At 48.8% G+C, this 18,222-nt stretch carries 12 protein-coding genes; 8 read left to right on the forward strand and 4 right to left on the reverse strand.

Going from position 1 to position 18,222, the window contains the following annotated elements; genetic code table 11:
* Positions 1–128: 128 nt before the first annotated feature.
* The 5 genes from glgB to glgP are packed head-to-tail and all read left to right on the forward strand — an operon-like array spanning position 129 to position 9,538.
* A complete protein-coding gene (gene glgB / locus A9B99_RS12395) occupies positions 129–2,330 on the forward strand; it encodes a 1,4-alpha-glucan branching enzyme (protein ID WP_064597902.1) in 2,202 nt (733 codons plus the stop codon).
* The gene (gene glgX, locus A9B99_RS12400) at positions 2,308–4,284 is read left to right on the forward strand and encodes a glycogen debranching protein GlgX (RefSeq protein WP_064597904.1); all 1,977 of its coding nucleotides are present in this window, start codon (positions 2,308–2,310) and stop codon (positions 4,282–4,284) included. The genes glgB and glgX overlap by 23 nt, the downstream gene beginning before the upstream one ends.
* A gap of 15 nt (positions 4,285–4,299) precedes the next feature.
* The gene (gene glgC / locus A9B99_RS12405; RefSeq protein WP_064597906.1) at positions 4,300–5,583 is read left to right on the forward strand and encodes a glucose-1-phosphate adenylyltransferase; all 1,284 of its coding nucleotides are present in this window, start codon (positions 4,300–4,302) and stop codon (positions 5,581–5,583) included.
* Between the two features lie 55 nt (positions 5,584–5,638).
* Positions 5,639–7,072: a glycogen synthase GlgA gene (glgA, locus tag A9B99_RS12410; protein WP_064597909.1), complete on the forward strand. Its 1,434-nt coding sequence runs from the start codon at positions 5,639–5,641 to the stop codon at positions 7,070–7,072.
* Positions 7,073–7,090: 18 nt separating this feature from the next.
* Positions 7,091–9,538, forward strand: a complete 2,448-nt coding sequence (gene glgP / locus A9B99_RS12415) for a glycogen phosphorylase (RefSeq protein ID WP_064597911.1) — start codon at positions 7,091–7,093, stop codon at positions 9,536–9,538.
* A gap of 87 nt (positions 9,539–9,625) precedes the next feature.
* On the opposite strand, the gene A9B99_RS12420 is transcribed toward glgP, so the two are convergent.
* The 3 genes from A9B99_RS12420 to glpD form a co-directional block, all read right to left on the reverse strand.
* Positions 9,626–9,985 (reverse strand): hypothetical protein, encoded by a 360-nt coding sequence (locus tag A9B99_RS12420; RefSeq protein WP_082917868.1) that lies wholly within the window; start codon positions 9,983–9,985, stop codon positions 9,626–9,628.
* On the reverse strand, positions 9,982–10,758 hold the full coding sequence (locus tag A9B99_RS12425; protein ID WP_064597915.1) for a glycoside hydrolase family protein: 777 nt from the start codon (positions 10,756–10,758) through the stop codon (positions 9,982–9,984). Before A9B99_RS12425 ends, A9B99_RS12420 begins: the two co-directional genes overlap by 4 nt.
* A 391-nt stretch (positions 10,759–11,149) precedes the next feature.
* Complete coding sequence (gene glpD, locus A9B99_RS12430) at positions 11,150–12,664, reverse strand: glycerol-3-phosphate dehydrogenase (protein ID WP_064597916.1); 1,515 nt, start codon at positions 12,662–12,664, stop codon at positions 11,150–11,152.
* A 225-nt stretch (positions 12,665–12,889) separates the two neighbouring features.
* On the opposite strand from glpD, the gene glpE reads away from it, so the two are divergent.
* The 3 genes from glpE (at position 12,890) to A9B99_RS12445 (ending at position 14,930) form a co-directional block, all read left to right on the forward strand.
* The gene (gene glpE / locus A9B99_RS12435) at positions 12,890–13,219 is read left to right on the forward strand and encodes a thiosulfate sulfurtransferase GlpE (RefSeq protein WP_064597918.1); all 330 of its coding nucleotides are present in this window, start codon (positions 12,890–12,892) and stop codon (positions 13,217–13,219) included.
* A 65-nt stretch (positions 13,220–13,284) separates the two neighbouring features.
* Positions 13,285–14,115: a rhomboid family intramembrane serine protease GlpG gene (gene glpG, locus A9B99_RS12440; protein ID WP_064597920.1), complete on the forward strand. Its 831-nt coding sequence runs from the start codon at positions 13,285–13,287 to the stop codon at positions 14,113–14,115.
* A 56-nt stretch (positions 14,116–14,171) separates the two neighbouring features.
* Complete coding sequence (locus tag A9B99_RS12445; protein ID WP_064597922.1) at positions 14,172–14,930, forward strand: DeoR/GlpR family transcriptional regulator; 759 nt, start codon at positions 14,172–14,174, stop codon at positions 14,928–14,930.
* Positions 14,931–14,977: 47 nt separating this feature from the next.
* Here A9B99_RS12445 and malT read toward each other — a convergent pair whose 3' ends face one another.
* Positions 14,978–17,683, reverse strand: coding sequence for an HTH-type transcriptional regulator MalT (malT, locus tag A9B99_RS12450; protein ID WP_064597924.1), 2,706 nt, complete (start codon positions 17,681–17,683; stop codon positions 14,978–14,980).
* Positions 17,684–18,222 lie beyond the last annotated feature (539 nt).

The raw sequence follows: 18,222 nt of genomic DNA on the forward strand, positions 1-18,222 counted from the left end.
GTTTCTGCTTTTTGTGTGACAGAGTGGCAGGGAGAATGACTGCACTGTCAGGTTGATAAAATAAGTGGGCATGCCTGCGCACATGCGTAAATCGGACAGGTATGACACATAAAAACAGGATGCTTACCATGTCTGTGTGTATTGATAAGGACGTGATAACTGCGCTTTTTGCTGGCCAGAATTCGGATCCGTTTTCCGTGCTGGGTATGCATAAGACCGATGCCGGGCTGGAAGTTCGCGCATTGTTACCTGACGCCACGGAAGTGTGGGTGATTGAACCGAAAACTGGCCGGAAAGTTGGCCAGCTTACATGTCTTGATTCTCGTGGCTTTTTCGCCGCGGTGTTGCCTCGCAGAAAAAATCCTTTCCGTTACCAACTGGCTGTGTCCTGGCATGGGCAACAGAACCTGATAGATGACCCCTATCGTTTTGGCCCTTTATTGCCGGAAATGGACGGTTGGTTATTGTCGGAAGGTACTCATATGCGCCCTTATGAAGTGATGGGCGCGCATGCTGCAACCATGGATGGTGTGACGGGTACCCGGTTTACTGTCTGGGCACCAAATGCCCGCCGGGTTTCGGTGGTTGGGGAGTTCAACTTCTGGGATGGGCGACGCCACCCTATGCGCTTACGTCGTGAGTCGGGGATTTGGGAAATCTTTATTCCAGGAGCTCACAATGGGCAGCTCTACAAATTCGAGTTGCTGGACTGCCAGGGTAATTTACGCATTAAATCAGACCCGTATGCGTTTGAGGCGCAAATGCGACCGGATACGGCATCGATGATCTGCGGGTTGCCACCAAAACAGGTGATGAGTGAATCACGCCAGCGTGCGAACGATTTCGACGCGCCTGTTTCGATTTATGAAGTACACCTCGGCTCCTGGCGTCGCCATACTGATAATAACTTCTGGTTAAGTTATCGGGAGCTTGCTGAACAGCTTGTGCCCTATGTGAAAAGTATGGGGTTTACCCATATCGAACTGTTACCCATCAATGAGCACCCTTTTGATGGTAGTTGGGGTTACCAGCCCCAGGGGTTATATGCGCCAACACGGCGCTTTGGGACGCGTGATGATTTTCGCTACTTTGTTGACGCGGCCCATGCTGCCGGGCTGAACGTAATTCTTGACTGGGTGCCGGGGCATTTCCCGGTGGACGATGCTGGTTTGGCGCGTTTTGACGGTACTGCGTTATATGAACACCAGGATCCTCGCGAAGGTTACCACCAGGACTGGAATACCCTGATTTATAACTTTGGCCGCCGTGAAGTGCAGAACTTCCTGGTGGGTAATGCTCTGTACTGGATGGAGCGCTTTGGTATTGATGGCTTACGAGTGGATGCTGTGGCCTCAATGGTGTATCGCGATTACAGCCGTGCTCAAGGTGAGTGGATCCCCAACGAGTTTGGCGGGCGTGAAAACCTCGAGGCCATTTCGTTCTTACGCCAGACCAACCAGATAATTGGTAAGGAAGTGCCTGGTGCCGTCACGATGGCAGAAGAATCAACGGATTTTCCCGGCGTTTCCCGGCCCGATGGCCTCGCATTCTGGTTTAAATGGAACATGGGCTGGATGCACGACACGCTGAATTACATGAAACTGGATCCTGTTCACCGGCAGTATCACCACGACCAGATGACGTTCGGCATGCTGTATAACTACAGCGAAAACTTTGTACTCCCCCTGTCCCATGATGAAGTGGTTCACGGGAAACGGTCTATTCTTGATCGTATGCCCGGAGACGCCTGGCAAAAGTTTGCCAACTTACGCGCTTATTACGCCTGGATGTGGGCCTTCCCAGGTAAGAAATTGTTATTCATGGGAAATGAGTTCGCTCAGGGGCGTGAGTGGAACCATGACACCAGCCTGGACTGGCACTTACTGGAAGGTAAAGATAACTGGCATCACGGCGTACAGCGCCTGGTGCGCGACCTGAACCACACCTATCGCCACCATAAAGCATTACATCAACTAGACTTTGACTCTTATGGGTTTGAATGGCTGGTTGTCGACGATAAGGCCAACTCAGTATTCGCGTTTATCCGGCGTGACAAGCAAGGCAATGAAATTATCGTGGTGAGCAATTTCACTCCGGTTCCGCGCGAGCACTACCGGGTAGGGGTTAACCAGCCAGGACGCTGGCAAGAGGCCGTTAATACCGATTCTCAGTACTACCATGGCAGTAATATGGGCAATGGCGGCACTATCCAAAGTGATGCTATCCGAAGTCATGGGCGTGAACACTCATTGTGTTTAACCGTGCCGCCGTTGGCGACAATTTGGCTGGTACGTGAGGGAGATATCGATGACGCAACTACAGGCGGGTAATGCTTCGCCCCTTGGCGCGGCATTCGATGGTCATGGCGTGAACTTCACTTTGTTCTCGGCTAATGCAGAGCAGGTTGTGTTGTGCCTGTTTGACGAGGATGGCAACGAAGAGCGTCATTTATTACCTTCCCGTACTGGCGATATCTGGCATGGTTACCTGCCCGGTGCCCGCCCTGGTTTGCAGTATGGTTACCGCGTGCATGGTCCCTGGTCTCCGGCACTGGGGCACCGATTCAATCCGGAAAAATTGCTTCTCGACCCGTGTGCTCGTCAGGTCACTGGTGAGGTTCCCGATCACGCGTTGTTCCATGGTGGCCTGGATAACCCCGACCACCGGGATAACAGCAGTGTAATGCTGCGCTGCGTAGTTGCTTACTCTCATTTTGATTGGGAAGACGATGAACCGTTGCGTACTCCCTGGGGGGAAACGGTGATTTATGAAGCGCATGTACGCGGCCTTACGCGCCTTCACCCTGATATACCTGCGGAGTTGCGCGGCACGTATCTTGCGCTGGCTCACCCAGTCATGCTCGATTATTTCAGGCAACTGGGGATTACCGCGCTGGAGTTAATGCCAGTGATTCAGTTTGCAACAGAACCACGTTTGCAGCAGATGGGGCTCAGTAATTATTGGGGTTACAACCCTCTGGCGATGTATTGTCCGGAGCCTGGTTATGCCTCGCGGCCTGAAGCAGCCCGGGTTGAGTTGTGTACTGCGGTGAAAGCTTTACACCAGGCAGGGATCGAAGTGGTGCTGGATATTGTGCTTAATCACACGGCAGAAACCGATCTTTATGGGCCAACCTTCAGTTGGCGAGGAATCGATAATGCCAGTTATTACTGGCTACAGGACAACGGGGATTATCACAACTGGACGGGGTGTGGAAACACACTGAATCTGAGCCATCCGGCAGTGGTAGATATGGTGGTGGATAATCTGCGTTACTGGGTGTCGGAATTTCATGTTGATGGTTTCCGCTTTGATTTAGCGAGTGTGATGGGGCGTACTCCTGAGTTTCGCCAGGATGCTCCGTTGTTTGAAGCGATTCGCCAGGACCCGTTGTTATCACAGGTAAAACTGATTGCTGAACCCTGGGATATTGGTCCGGGTGGTTATCAGGTCGGGAATTTCCCACCACTGTTTGCCGAATGGAATGACCATTTCCGTGATGGTATGCGGCGCTTTTGGCTGAGTAGCGATTCAAATCCTGGCGAGTTTGCCTGCCGCTTTGCCGCTTCCAGCGATGTATTTCGTCACCAGGGGCGTAACCCTTCAGCCAGCATTAACCTGGTGACATCACATGATGGCTTTACGCTGCGCGATTGTGTCAGTTTCAACCATAAGCATAACGAGGCTAACGGTGAAGAAAACCGTGATGGCACCAATGCGAATTTCAGTAACAACCATGGTGAGGAAGGCCCAACAGGCAATATTCATATTCAGGAACGCCGTCGCCATTCAGTTCATGGCTTACTGACGGCACTATTGCTTGCTCAGGGGACGCCTATGTTGCTGGCTGGTGATGAGCACGGGCACACCCAGCACGGCAATAATAATGCCTACTGCCAGGACAACGAGCTGACCTGGCTGGACTGGGCCAATAAGAATGAAGGGTTGACGGCGTTTACCACCGAATTAATCAAACTCAGAAAGCAAATCCCTGCACTGGTCAATGATCAGTGGTGGGAAGAGGGCGATGGCAGTGTTGTCTGGCTTAACAGTCAGGCCAGTCCACTCAGTCCTGAAGCATGGCAGTCTGAGATAAAACAGTTGCAGGTGCTGCTTTCAGGGCACTGGCTTATCACACTGAATGCCACGCAGTCTGTGAGTGAATTTGTTTTACCTGAAGGGGAATGGCGTGCTGTCCCCCCATTTGCCGGAGAGGATAACCCGGTTGTAATGGCTGTATGGCATGGGCCTGCGCACGGAGTGTGCGTTTTTTACCGGTCATAAATAAAGGAGTCAGTCATGATAAAATTCGAGAAGAACGATTCGTTGATGTTGGCACGCGAGCTGCCAATGAAGTCTGTTGCCCTGATTCTTGCCGGGGGGCGAGGCACACGCTTAAAAGATTTAACCTCAACACGCGCCAAGCCTGCCGTTCACTTCGGCGGTAAATTTCGCATTATTGATTTTGCCTTGTCTAATTGTATCAATTCCGGTATTCGCCGCATTGGTGTGATTACGCAATATCAGTCGCATACACTGGTTCAGCATATTCAGCGCGGCTGGTCATTTTTCAATGAAGAAATGAATGAATTCGTTGATTTACTCCCCGCGCAGCAACGTGTTCATGGTGAAAACTGGTATCGTGGTACGGCCGATGCCGTAACGCAGAACCTGGATATTATCCGGCGCTATAAGGCCAGCTATGTGGTGATCCTCGCCGGTGATCATATCTACAAGCAGGATTATTCGCGCATGTTGATTGACCATGTTGAGAAAGGTGCCAAATGCACCGTTGCCTGCCTGCCAGTTCCTGTTGAAGAAGCCCGCGCGTTTGGGGTCATGGCTGTCGACGCCGAAGAACGCATTATTGATTTTGTTGAAAAACCAGAAAAACCGCCAGCGATGCCGAACGACGCGACAAAAGCACTGGCGAGCATGGGGATTTACGTGTTTGACGCGGATTATCTTTATCAGTTGCTGGAAGAAGACGATAAAGATGAGCAATCGAGCCATGATTTTGGTAAAGACATCATCCCCAAAATTACTAAAGCTGGTGAAGCATTTGCTCACCCTTTCCCGTTGTCCTGCGTGCAATCAGACCCGGAGTCTGAACCTTACTGGCGCGATGTGGGTACGCTGGAGGCTTACTGGAAAGCGAACCTTGATTTGGCCTCAGTAACCCCTGAACTGGATATGTATGACCAGAAATGGCCGATTCGCACCCATATGGAACCCCTTCCACCCGCTAAGTTTGTACAGGATCGTTCTGGTAGCCATGGCATGACACTGAACTCGCTGGTGTCTGGTGGTTGCATTATCTCGGGGTCAGTGGTGGTGCAGTCCGTGTTGTTTCCCCGAGTGCGAATAAACTCTTTTTGTAATATTGATTCCGCAGTGCTTTTGCCTGATGTGTGGATTGGCCGTTCGTGCCGTTTACGGCGCTGTATTATTGACAGGGCCTGTGTCATTCCTGAAGGAATGGTCATTGGTGAGAATGCCGAAGAGGATGCCCGTCGTTTTTATCGCTCCGAAGAAGGCATTGTTCTGGTAACGCGTAAAATGCTGGCCCGCCTGGAGGCCTGAACAACAGGGAGCCTTCACTGAGTCAGTGTGGGCCAAACATTGAACGGGAGCGACAATGCAGGTTTTACATGTATGTTCTGAAATGTTTCCGCTGCTGAAAACGGGTGGCCTTGCGGATGTTATCGGTGCACTACCGGCGGCACAAATTGCGGGTGGCGTGGATACGCGTGTTCTGTTGCCTTCTTTTCCGGATATTCGCAGGGGGATCGCTGACGCGCAGGTAGTAACCCGGCGGGATACCTTTGCTGGCCCTATAACATTGCTGTATGGGCATTTTAATGGCGTGGGCATCTACTTGATTGATGCGCCTCATCTGTATGAGCGCCCGGGCAGCCCTTATCACGATACCAATTTGCATGCCTATACCGATAACGTGCTACGGTTTGCCCTGTTAGGCTGGGTGGGAAGTGAGCTGGCTTGTGGTCTGGACTTATTCTGGCAACCAGATGTGGTTCATGCCCATGACTGGCATGCAGGCCTGGCACCGGCATACCTCGCCGCGCGTGGACGGCCTGCTAAATCCGTCTTTACTGTCCATAATCTGGCTTATCAGGGATTGTTCTACGCCAAACACATGGCAGAGATCCAGTTACCGGGTGAGTTTTTCAATATGCACGGTCTGGAATTTAACGGACAGATTTCTTTCCTGAAAGCGGGTCTCTATTATGCTGATCACATTACTGCTGTGAGCCCTACCTATGCTCGCGAAATAACCGAGTCACAGTATGGCTATGGTATGGAAGGTTTGTTAACGCAGCGGCACAGAGAAGGACGATTGAGTGGGATCCTTAACGGTGTGGATGAAAAAATTTGGGATCCGGCCCATGATTTATTACTTACCGCCGCTTATGACCGTGATTCTGTGGAAGCGAAAGCGGAAAACAAACGACAGCTCCAGATAGCCATGGGGTTAAAGGTGAATGACAAAGTACCGTTGTTTGCCGTTGTCAGCCGCCTGACCAGCCAGAAAGGCCTGGATTTGGTGCTTGAAGCGCTACCAGGATTACTGGAGCAAGGTGGCCAACTGGCGTTACTCGGCGCAGGTGACCCGGTATTGCAGGAGGGTTTTCTGGCCGCTGCCGCAGAGCATCCCGGGCAGGTTGGGGTACAGATAGGTTATCACGAGGCGTTCTCTCACCGAATTATGGGCGGTGCAGATGTGATTCTGGTGCCGAGCCGGTTTGAACCTTGTGGGTTAACGCAATTGTATGGGTTGAAATATGGCACGTTGCCGCTGGTGCGACGTACAGGAGGTTTGGCGGATACAGTTTCTGATTGTTCGTTAGAGAATCTGGCTGATGGTCTCGCCAGTGGTTTTGTCTTCGAAGACAGTAATGCCCTCTCGCTTCTTCGGGCAATTCGTCGGGCTTTTGTGTTGTGGTCACGCCCATCGTTATGGCGCTATGTCCAGCGTCAGGCGATGAGTATGGACTTTAGCTGGCAGGTAGCGGCGCAGTCCTACCGCGAACTTTATCAACGCTTGATTTAGTCTCCAGGAATCACTGTTATGAACGCACCCTTTAGCTATGCATCACCTACACTCAGCGTCGAGGCGTTGAAGTATTCCATTGCCTATAAACTGATGTTTACCATCGGTAAAGACCCGGCTATCGCCAATAAACATGAGTGGTTGAATGCTACGTTGTTTGCCGTAAGGGACAGAATGGTCGAACGCTGGCTTCGTTCCAACCGGGCACAGCTCTCCCAGGAAGTTCGCCAGGTATATTACTTGTCGATGGAATTTCTTATTGGCCGCACACTGTCAAATGCACTGTTGTCTTTGGGAATTTATGAAGACATTGACGGGGCATTGAAAGAGATGGGGCTCTCTCTTGAAGAGCTTATCGAAGAAGAAAATGATCCAGGCCTGGGTAATGGTGGGTTGGGTCGCCTTGCAGCATGTTTTCTGGACTCATTGGCAACACTTGGGTTGCCAGGCCGCGGTTACGGCATTCGTTATGACTATGGCATGTTCAAACAAAACATAGTCGATGGCCGCCAGAAAGAATCGCCGGATTACTGGCTGGAATACGGTAACCCATGGGAGTTCCGCCGCCACAATACGCGTTATAAGGTGCGGTTTGGTGGGCGCATTCAGCAAGAAGGTAAGAAAACCCATTGGGTTGAAACCGAAGAGATTTTGGCGGTTGCCACCGACCAAATCATTCCCGGCTATGATACAGACGCAACCAATACCTTACGGTTGTGGACTGCTCAGGCCAGTAGTGAAATTAACCTGGGTAAATTTAACCAGGGCGATTATTTTGCTGCAGTGGAAGATAAAAACCATTCAGAAAACGTGTGTCGTGTGCTCTACCCGGATGACTCCACCTATTCAGGCCGGGAGCTGCGTTTGCGCCAGGAATATTTCCTGGTGTCAGCCACTATTCAGGATATTCTGAGCCGCCACTGGCAAATGCATAAAACCTTCGACAATCTGGCTGATAAAATTGCCATTCATCTGAATGATACGCACCCGGTCTTGTCTATTCCTGAGTTGATGCGTCTGTTAATCGATGAACACGGTTATAACTGGGATGATGCTTTTGAGGTAACCTGCCAGGTCTTCTCTTATACCAATCACACGTTGATGAGCGAAGCACTGGAAACCTGGAATGTGGATATGCTGGGCAAGATTTTGCCTCGTCATTTGCAGATTATCTTTGAAATAAATGACTATTTCCTGAAAACGTTGCAGGAGCAATACCCTGAAGATGTGGGGCTGTTGAGCCGCGCTTCAATTATTGATGAATCCAATGGGCGCCGTGTGCGCATGGCCTGGCTTGCGGTGGTGGTCAGCCATAAAGTGAACGGTGTTTCTGAATTGCATTCAAATCTAATGGTGCAATCGCTGTTTGCTGATTTTGCGTCCATCTTCCCGATGCGTTTTTGTAATAAAACCAATGGAATTACTCCCCGGCGCTGGCTGGCGCTGGCAAACCCTGGTTTGTCTAAGGTGCTGGACGATAACATCGACCATAACTGGCGTACTGATCTGAGCCTGCTGCGTGAACTGAAGGAACACATTGATTATCCATCGGTAAACAATGATATTCAGCACGCCAAGCTGGAAAATAAAAAACGCCTTGCCGGCTGGGTTGCCCAGCAAATGGGGATTGTTCTGAATCCCCATTCGTTGTTTGATGTGCAGATAAAACGTATCCATGAATACAAACGCCAGTTGATGAATGTATTGCATGTGATTACGCGCTATAACCAGATTAAAGCAAACCCGGACGCTGACTGGGTACCACGGGTCAATATTTTTGCCGGTAAAGCGGCTTCTGCCTATTACATGGCTAAGCACATTATTCATCTGATAAATGATGTTGCAGCGGTCATTAATAATGATCCTCAGGTAAAAGATCTGCTGAAGGTGGTCTTTATTCCTAACTACAGTGTTAGCCTGGCACAGGTGATTATTCCTGCGGCTGATCTTTCGGAACAAATTTCACTGGCAGGTACCGAAGCATCGGGTACCAGTAATATGAAGTTTGCTCTGAATGGTGCACTGACTATTGGTACGCTGGATGGTGCAAATGTGGAGATGCTGGAACATGTGGGCGAAGATAACATCTTTATTTTCGGCAACACAGCAGAACAAGTGGAAGCACTGCGCCGCAAGGGATATAACCCGCGTGAGTATTACGAGAAAGACAAAGCGTTGTATCAGGTGTTGACGCAAATCGCGACTGGGGTGTTCAGCCCACAGGAGCCCGGGCGTTACCGGGATCTGGTTGATTCACTGATAAACTTCGGCGACCACTACCAGGTGCTGGCTGATTACCGTAGCTATGTGGATTGCCAGAAACGAGTGGACGAGCTTTATCGGACACCAGAAGAATGGACCACAAGGGCAATGCACAATATTGCCAATATGGGGTATTTCTCCTCTGACCGCACCATTCAGGAGTATGCCGATGAAATTTGGCATATAAAACCGGTAAGGCTTTAAATGATGATATGGGAAAGGGCACTCAATAGCCCTTTCCCTGTTTCTGAATGCTGGTGGCATTTAATGAAAGGATAAAGTTACAGATTTTCAGTTCTCTACACCTTTCTCCTGGAGTAACGTTTTATCACCCTTTATGACATAAAGCGACCAGGTATCGTCTTCTTCAGGGCGAAGTCTGTATAAATATTCTCCATTACTGAAGTCATATCCTCTAAAGTCCTCTGATTGTCCGATATTAATCGTATGGCCGCTCAATGTTAGTTCAGTGTGATTCTTTTTATTCACTGAATGATATGTAACATCATTACAGGCAATCTCACCTTCCTCACAATTATCTGTGATAGTTATCTGGTAGTTTTTAGTAGTGATAGATAATGTATCATTTTTATTTTGAGCAAATGATGATGCTGTTGTTAAAAGTAAAAGTGCAGTTAGTATTTTTTTCATAATTTTATGTACACACCTTCATTATATACTTTTAGTTCCGACATACGCCTTTTCAACAGCCCGCCAGACTCTTTTCCTCTAGATATATCATAAGCAGTCCAGGCTGAGTATAAATCTGCATTACTTTCTCCATTAACGATAGCTAATACAGATGACCAGTATAAACCTTTGTGTTTATGACTTCTTGGCGAACCAGGTCCGATATTGAAGGCGAGAATAAAAATTGCATCAAACTCATTTTGAGTAAGATCTACTTTTATATACTTTCTTACATCTTCTAAAATCCAGTAACTGTCTTTTTTGAAAATACTATCGGCTTGTTGATCCGTTATTCCATCTCTGTATTGGTTGAATTCTTCTGGGGTGTTAATAAGATGTCCATATCCAATTGTTGCTGTCTCATCCCACTTTGTGAGTTTCGTTTTGTGTTGCTTTGGATCTTTATCTGAATATGGATAGTTTATTTTTTGTTCATATTTTTTTAACAAATTATAAGCATTTATGCTTGGGTTCATATATCTAGAGTTTGATTTTTTTCCATTGGGGTTAGTACAAGTTGCTCCATCAGCTTTATTCAATGAATTGGACCTTGTGTTTTTATCTCCGGTGAGAAGTTGGAATGTCTTCTTGCCTGGTGATATAACACCATCTGGATAATGATAAAAGTGTTTTTGGTAAGTCAGAATGGCTTTTATAGTGTTTGGCCCGCAAATTCCATCTATATTTAGACTTGGGAAACCATTCTCTCTTAATAATTTTTGTATCTCTTTCACATCATTATAATTGTTTGTACCACCTTTCCCAACTGAGTTTTTATACTATTCATTTGTACATCTCAACTATTTTTATTCTTTATTTGTTTCAGACCATTTCCATTTATTTCAGATGGAATAAATGGAGTATTGCTGATAGGTCAATGAGTTAAGCATCGCATGCTACTCAGAAAATTAGAATCAAAAAGCAGAAAAATCTTAATATTTTTTGGTTGTCGAAACGGCTCTTACTGACGAGGTTGCGGTGTGCTCAGCAATTAACTTATGTAGTCAGGTATGAACAACACATCCGTTGGTTGGGAAATATGGTTTTTCAGGGAAATAATTATGGTGAATAGCTATGTTCAGGCACTTTTATGTGGGGGAAAGTGCCTGAACATCAGGGAAGCAATCAGGATGCCAGTGAAAGCCTGCTGTCTGACGATTGTTGGTGCTCAGACAACCACTGTGCAACACGGGCTTGTTGGGCTTCAGTTAACCACATACCTTGTTTGGTACGGCGCCAGATAGCATCGTCCAGTTCACGTACCCACTCGTGAGCGACCAAATAATGCAGTTCAGCCTCATAAAATTCATGGCCAAAATCTTCACCTAAATCTGCCACGCTGCTGGCATTACCAATGATTTTCTCACTGTTGCTGCCATATGTGCGGGCGAGATGGCGGGCGAGGGATTCAGTCAGGAAACTGAATTTACGCCGTAACTGCGCTGCATAATCATCCCGGTCACCAGAGAAATGGCCGCCAGGCAGGACTGCGCCTTTGGTCCAGGCGGGTTTAATATTGGGGTAATAGTGGCTGAGCTTATCCATTGCGTGTTCGCCCAGTTTCCGGTAAGTAGTCAGTTTGCCACCAAATACCGATAGCAACGGCGCTTTGCCTTGCTCGTCGTGAATATCCAGCGTGTAATCACGCGTAATGGCTTGTGGTGAATCAGATTCATCATCACACAACGGACGTACCCCTGAATAACTCCAGACAATATCTTCTTGTGTGAGTGTCTTTTTAAAGTGTTCGTTATAGGCATTCAGCAAGTAGCGAATTTCGTTGTCGTCAATCTGAACGCTTTTAGGGTCGCCTTTATATTCAACATCAGTAGTACCAATAATAGAAAACTCATCCATCCAGGGAATAACAAACACAATGCGTTTGTCTTCGTTTTGCAGAATATAGGCCTGCTTTTGTGTATGTACACGGGGCACCACTATATGGCTGCCTTTGATTAAGCGGATTCCGTAAGGTGATGGTAAGTGTAAGCCGTCATCAAAGAAATGTTTCACCCAGGGACCGGTTGCATTGACCAGCCCACGCGCTTGCCAGGTATGGCGCTTGCCGGTATCAGTGTCTTCAGCTTCAACCACCCACAAGCCATTTTCGCGGCGTGCAGAGGTGACACGAGTGCGGGTGAGAACCTGTCCCCCTTTTTCTTCCACCATTTGTGCGTTAGCCAGCACAAGCCTTGCATCATCCACCCAGCAGTCGGAATATTCGAAACCGCGCACAATCTCAGGTTTAAGCACGGAGTCTGCACCAAAACGCAAACCGCCAGAACCTGGCAGACTGGTGCGTTTACCCAGGTGATCATACATAAACAGACCAATGCGGATCATCCAGGCCGGACGCAAATGCGGGCGGTGAGGTAAGCGGAAGCGCATAGGGAAGGCGATGTGCGGTGCCATTTTTAACAGCACTTCACGTTCAGCCAGTGCTTCACTGACCAGACGGAATTCGTAGTGTTCAAGGTATCTCAGCCCGCCATGAATCAGTTTTGAACTGGCCGATGATGTGGCGCAGGCTAAGTCCTGAGCTTCTAATAACAGTACAGACAAGCCTCTCCCGGCAGCGTCTACAGCGATGCCAGCACCATTGATGCCACCACCAATCACAATCAGATCTTTGGTTTCCATTATGCCCCCACGCATTTTCGTTAAAGCTCAAAAATGTTCGATATCGCTCATAATAGCAAGAGAACGCGCTTTTGGTAACAAGAAAAAAACAATTTCGCGTGATATGCATAACACAATGGCGCATTAACGCGCAGCCACGTACACTGGGAGCCAGAGAATCAGGCCCCATGTTCCTTACCAGGAAACGGGTTTTATCCCCTATACAGAAAAGAGTAAGCGCAGATAATGGATAACTTTGAATGTATTAATGTTGAACAGGCCCACCAGAAATTACACCTTGATGGTGCGGTGTTAGTGGATATTCGTGATCCACAAAGTTATACCCTGGCGCATACCCCCGGTGCGTTTCACCTGACCAATGCATCTTTACCGACATTTATGCAGAATACGGATTTTGATACACCCGTATTGGTGATGTGTTATCACGGCAACAGCAGCAAAGGTGCGGCGCAGTACCTGCTGCAACAAGGCTATGATGAGGTTTACAGCATTGATGGTGGTTTTGAGGCCTGGCATCGCCAGTTCCCGACTGAAGTCGCTCAGGGTGAAGAGTAATTTTTGCCAATATCATTTAACCAGTATACTGCTATGACTATTATGGATAAGCAGGTTGTTACCCTATGTTGATGGTTGCCTCATTTGAAAACCCGCGTATGGCTCAGGCGTTTGTTGATTACATGGCAACTCAGGGTGTACACCTGAGCTTGCAACACCGGGTGAATATAGATATCTGGCTGGAGGATGAAAGTCAGGAGTCGCAAGTCAGAGAAGCGCTGGAACACTTCCTGGCAAACCCCAATGATCCTCGTTATCTCGCCGCCAGTTGGTCCACAGGCCATACTGGTAGTGGGTTGCATTATCGCCGTTATCCTTTTTTTGCGACACTACGCAGCAAAGCAGGCCCATTGACACTGGGTATGCTGGTCTTGTGTGTGGCCGTATATATTTTGATGCAGATAGTCGGTGATCAGCAGGTAATGCTGTGGCTGGCCTGGCCATTTGATCCCTCGCTCAAATTCCAGGTATGGCGTTATTTTTCGCATATCCTGTTGCACTTTTCGCTGCTACATATCGCATTTAACCTGGTGTGGTGGTGGTATTTGGGCGGCCCGGTCGAAAAGCGCCTTGGCAGTGGTAAATTGCTAACTATCACCCTGATTTCCGCCTTACTCAGTGGCTTTATGCAGCACTATTTTGGTGGGCCATGGTTTGGTGGTTTGTCGGGAGTGGTATATGCCTTAATGGGCTATGTGTGGTTGCGGGGCGAACGTGATCCAGCTTGCGGTGTGATGTTACCCCGTGGGTTGATGGTGTTTGCACTGCTCTGGCTGGTGATTGGCTGGTTTAATGTTATGGGGATGTCCATTGCCAATAGCGCACACCTGACTGGTTTGCTGGTAGGGTTGGCTATGGCGCTGGTTGACAGCAGCCAGACGCGAAAACGCGCATAACCGCTTTGGTCGCAAAGCGGCTCTTGTGACGCAAACAATAACAACAGGAGAGCAGGGTGAAGCAAACACAGCGGCATGATGCCATTATTGAACTGGTCAAAAAGCAAGGTTATGTCAGTACCGAAGAGTTGGTGGAACATTTTTCTGTTAGTCCGCAGACTATTCGTCGTGACCTGAATGACCTGGCTGACCAGAATATAATTATGCGCCACCATGGTGGTGCTGCTATTCCATCAAGCTCAGTCAACACGTCATGGCACGACCGGCGTGCGACGCTGGCTTCAGAGAAAGCGCGTATTGCGCAAAAAGTTGCCAGCCAGATCCCTGATGGGGCCACGCTGTTCATTGATATTGGCACTACACCGGAAGCCGTCGCTCATGCCTTGTTAGACCACAACCATTTGCGGGTGGTGACCAATAACCTGAATGTGGCAAACACCCTGATGGTAAAAGATGATTTTCGGATAATCCTGGCGGGTGGTGAGTTACGCAGCCGCGATGGTGGGATTATTGGCGAAGCAACGCTGGATTTTATTTCACAGTTTCGCCTGGATTTCGGCATCCTGGGGATTAGTGGCATCGACAGTGATGGCTCTTTACTGGAGTTTGACTACCACGAAGTACGCACCAAACGGGCAATAATTGATAATTCACGCCATGTGATGTTAGTGGTGGATCACACGAAATTTGGCCGTAATGCCATGGTTAATCTGGGTAGTATTGGCCTGGTCGATGCGTTGTATACGGACATTATGCCACCAGCCAGTGTCATGCAGGTGATTGCCGAAAATAACGTGCAGTTAGAGTTATGCTAAACCCGGCCAGCCTGGCCGGTTCTTAGCCAGGCTGGTAAACACAAGGCTTACACGCCGTACCCCATCATTTTTAATAATTCCTGTGCCTGTTGTACGGCTTCCCGGCGGTGCGCCACACCCATTTTCTGGTACAGGTTACGAATGTGGGTTTTGATTGTGGTTGCGGCGACATCCAGTTCTCCGGCTATCTGGTCGTTACTGTAGCCAGAGTAAATCAACCCAAGCACCTGCCATTCGCGTTGCGTTAGCGGGCTGGTACGGATTAATTCCGGTACATCCGGGTGGTTCAACAAGCGGTGTACAAAACTTTCATCAAAGTGAGCAAATTTATGCCGGTGATGCTGGTTTATCTCTTTGAGAATGCGTTGCGCGCGATGTTGCTCCAGTTCTGGCAACGTTGCCAGTTGGATTAACTGGCGTAACTGTTGCGCCATTGGCTCACCTTCAATAACAAAGTGGCTGATAAAGCCGGTACGGTTTGCCAGGGAAAGCGCTTCAACCAGTACCTGAAGGGCATCGCTCTTACGGTCTGCCTGCCAGTAAAGTTGGTTGAGCAGTAACAAGTTACGGTTCAAATCACTCATCAGGTGAAGTCGCCGCGCGTTCTCGTTCAGCTCTTCCAGAATCGTTTCTGCCGTGCCAAACTCTTCCAGCAGAATTTGAGCCCGGGCAATGTTACGCCACTGGCTTTGCAGGAAATGATTGCTCACTGTCGCCGGGCGCGGAGTCTGGCGTAACCAGTTTTCTGCCGCCTGCTTATCATTATTCATTTGCCAGTAAATGACGCGTACTTTGTCGGCATTGCTGACCCAGTCGATGTGATAGGAACCGTTGCCCAGCAAGTTTTCCAGGCGGTTGAGTAAACCGCGTGCATTATCTAAATCGCCCCGGGCCAGTGAGTTTTGAATCACTAATGACAGACACTGAAGTTGCTGCTGTGGCTGATAGTTAACCAGCACATCCATCCCCTGGCGGGCTGCCGCTTCGGATTCATCCAGCCGGGCCCACGCCCAAAGTAACTGCGAGCGGATACGTAGCAAAAATTCATGTAGTGGTAATTGTTCCAGGTGCTGAGCCTGAATCAGCTGGAAGGCTTTTTCCTGAATTTCCCATGCAGACTGCAGGAATCCCTGGGCAAATAAAATTTCGCTTTGTTGAATTTGGCTCCACAACACGTAGTGCCAGACTTCATTGACTTGCGCCATCTGCTCAGTTTGTTGCATTAAGGCCAGTGAGTGGTTCAGTTCGCCTTTGCAGTGCAGCACTTCCCCATGTACAGAGGTGGCGACAATGCGCCCGTAAAAACTGGAGAACGGCAAAGTTTCCAGCGCCAGCATCGCAAGGCGTTCTGCTTCTTCCGGGTTACCAGCGTTGATAGCTACCTGTGCCCTCAGAGCGTTGAACTCACCATGTAGCGATTCATCCGGCTCACGCGTCATCTCTTCTTCTGCACGGGCCAGCAGGGTGTTAACCTCCTGAAAACGGTGCTGGCTTTGCATCAGCCAGGCTTTCAGTAAAAGCAGGCGTGGGTTATCTAACAATACAGCCCAGGGCAGAGCGTTGAGGGATTCTTCCAACAGCGCCAGTTCGCTCTGGTTAAATAAATCCCAGGCGTGCTGATGCAGGATATCACGCAATAAAGCGGTATCGCCCGCCGCCACACCGTGGTGGATAGCTTCAGCAGGGTAGCCCTGTGCCATCCAGCCTTCTGCGGCTGCCCGGTGAATGGCTGGCAATTCAGTTGCCATTTCCCACTGGCAACGCTGGCGCAGGAAATTGCCAAATAGTGGATGGTAGTTGAACCACTCACCGTCGTCATCCATACGCTGTATAAACAACCCCTGGCGCTCCAGATCCTCCAGCCACATTTGCCCGTTTTCTTCTCCTGTCACTCGCACTATTAACGCATCATTCATTGAACGCAATAAAGACGTTTTCAGCAGGAACAGGCGCGTTGCTGGTGTAACAGTATCAAGCACTTCATCAACCAGGTAATCCGATAAATGGCTGGCGTTGATGCCGGCCAACCGGCGGGCAGAGTGTTGAGTAGCGGTATTTTTTTGCCGGGCAGACAAGGCGATTAGCTGTAATGCTGTAACCCAACCGGCGACATCTTCACAGATCTGGTAGCTTTCCTGTTCATCCAGAGGTGAACTTAACCGGCAGTCAAAAAATTGTTTTGTTTCCCGCTGGGTAAAGGCCAGTTGATGACTGCCTACTTCCAGTAGTTGATCCCGAACGCGCAGATTGGCTATCCCTAACTGTGGCAGATTACGGGACAGAACGACCAGCGTGAGATTATCGGGCTGGTGGCGCAGGAAAAAACGCATGGCGTCATGAATCACCGGGTTGGTGATGAGGTGATAGTCATCAATGACTAACTTGAAAGCATGCTGGCATTCAGCCAGTTCAATAAACAGTTGCCCAAACAGTGAAATCAGGCTGGCATACTGCCTTTTCTGCACCATCATTTCGGTGGTGACGCAATGCTTGCCGGTGGCCTGCTGAATAGCGGCTATCAGGTAACTGGCAAAACGCTCAGGCTGGTTATCTCCTTCATCCAGTGAAAACCAGCCTAAATGGGGTTGGCTGGCGGCCCATTGGGCAACCAGTGTTGTTTTTCCGTAGCCTGCCGGGCTGGTAACCAGAACCAGACGGTAATTTTTGGCCGAGGATAATTTTGCCAACAGGCGATCGCGCACGACTGTATTGTCGAGCCTCACCGGACGGCTAAGTTTGGATGGAATTAACATAGTCATTCACTTCACTGTGTCGAAACTACGGGATTACGAATTTTTTCGCGCTTCGTAATTAATTCTTAAGATAAATTCGGACAGATTAGTCTTTAATGCAAGTTAACCCCGTATAAAAGACCTTTAAAGGTGCACCTGGTCACATTTCTGAAACTTATTGGATGATTTGGGGGCGTAGCCAGGGTTAGTCGTCCTCCTTTGTTTCACTCCTTTGACCTCCACACCATTCTTCTCTTTCAAGTAAAAACAAAGGGTTTAGTTTTATTTTTACATAACGCACAGATAGTGTGTCTGTCTTTATTTGCATCTAATAGTAATTATTTCAATTAATTAAAGTGTTTCATCGTTTGAAGTTTCACCTGTTTCATTAAAATTTCACATTATGCTTTTACGTGGTTTACGGCTAATTTGAGTGTCATGGATCACAGTTTCTCCTACTCCCCGCTACTCCTCCCTGCCTAATCCAGGGCGGGATGAGGTATCAGCCGGGGGGCCCAGGCACACTAATGTAAACTTTGTCTAATTACTTGAAGGACACC

Origin of the sequence: Mangrovibacter phragmitis (assembly GCF_001655675.1) — a bacterium.
Classification (GTDB): Bacteria; Pseudomonadota; Gammaproteobacteria; order Enterobacterales; family Enterobacteriaceae; genus Mangrovibacter; species Mangrovibacter phragmitis.

What these genes read in the sequence shown, in the direction of transcription:
- glgA (WP_064597909.1), top strand. Translation starts at nt 5,639, where the DNA reads ATGCAGGTTTTACATGTATGTTCTGAAATGTTTCCGCTGCTGAAAACG.
- glgX (WP_064597904.1), top strand. Translation starts at nt 2,308, where the DNA reads ATGACGCAACTACAGGCGGGTAATGCTTCGCCCCTTGGCGCGGCATTC.
- glpD (WP_064597916.1), bottom strand. Translation starts at nt 12,664, where the DNA reads ATGGAAACCAAAGATCTGATTGTGATTGGTGGTGGCATCAATGGTGCT.
- glgP (WP_064597911.1), top strand. Translation starts at nt 7,091, where the DNA reads ATGAACGCACCCTTTAGCTATGCATCACCTACACTCAGCGTCGAGGCG.
- glpE (WP_064597918.1), top strand. Translation starts at nt 12,890, where the DNA reads ATGGATAACTTTGAATGTATTAATGTTGAACAGGCCCACCAGAAATTA.
- glgC (WP_064597906.1), top strand. Translation starts at nt 4,300, where the DNA reads ATGATAAAATTCGAGAAGAACGATTCGTTGATGTTGGCACGCGAGCTG.
- glpG (WP_064597920.1), top strand. Translation starts at nt 13,285, where the DNA reads ATGTTGATGGTTGCCTCATTTGAAAACCCGCGTATGGCTCAGGCGTTT.
- malT (WP_064597924.1), bottom strand. Translation starts at nt 17,683, where the DNA reads ATGTTAATTCCATCCAAACTTAGCCGTCCGGTGAGGCTCGACAATACA.
- A9B99_RS12420 (WP_082917868.1), bottom strand. Translation starts at nt 9,985, where the DNA reads ATGAAAAAAATACTAACTGCACTTTTACTTTTAACAACAGCATCATCA.
- glgB (WP_064597902.1), top strand. Translation starts at nt 129, where the DNA reads ATGTCTGTGTGTATTGATAAGGACGTGATAACTGCGCTTTTTGCTGGC.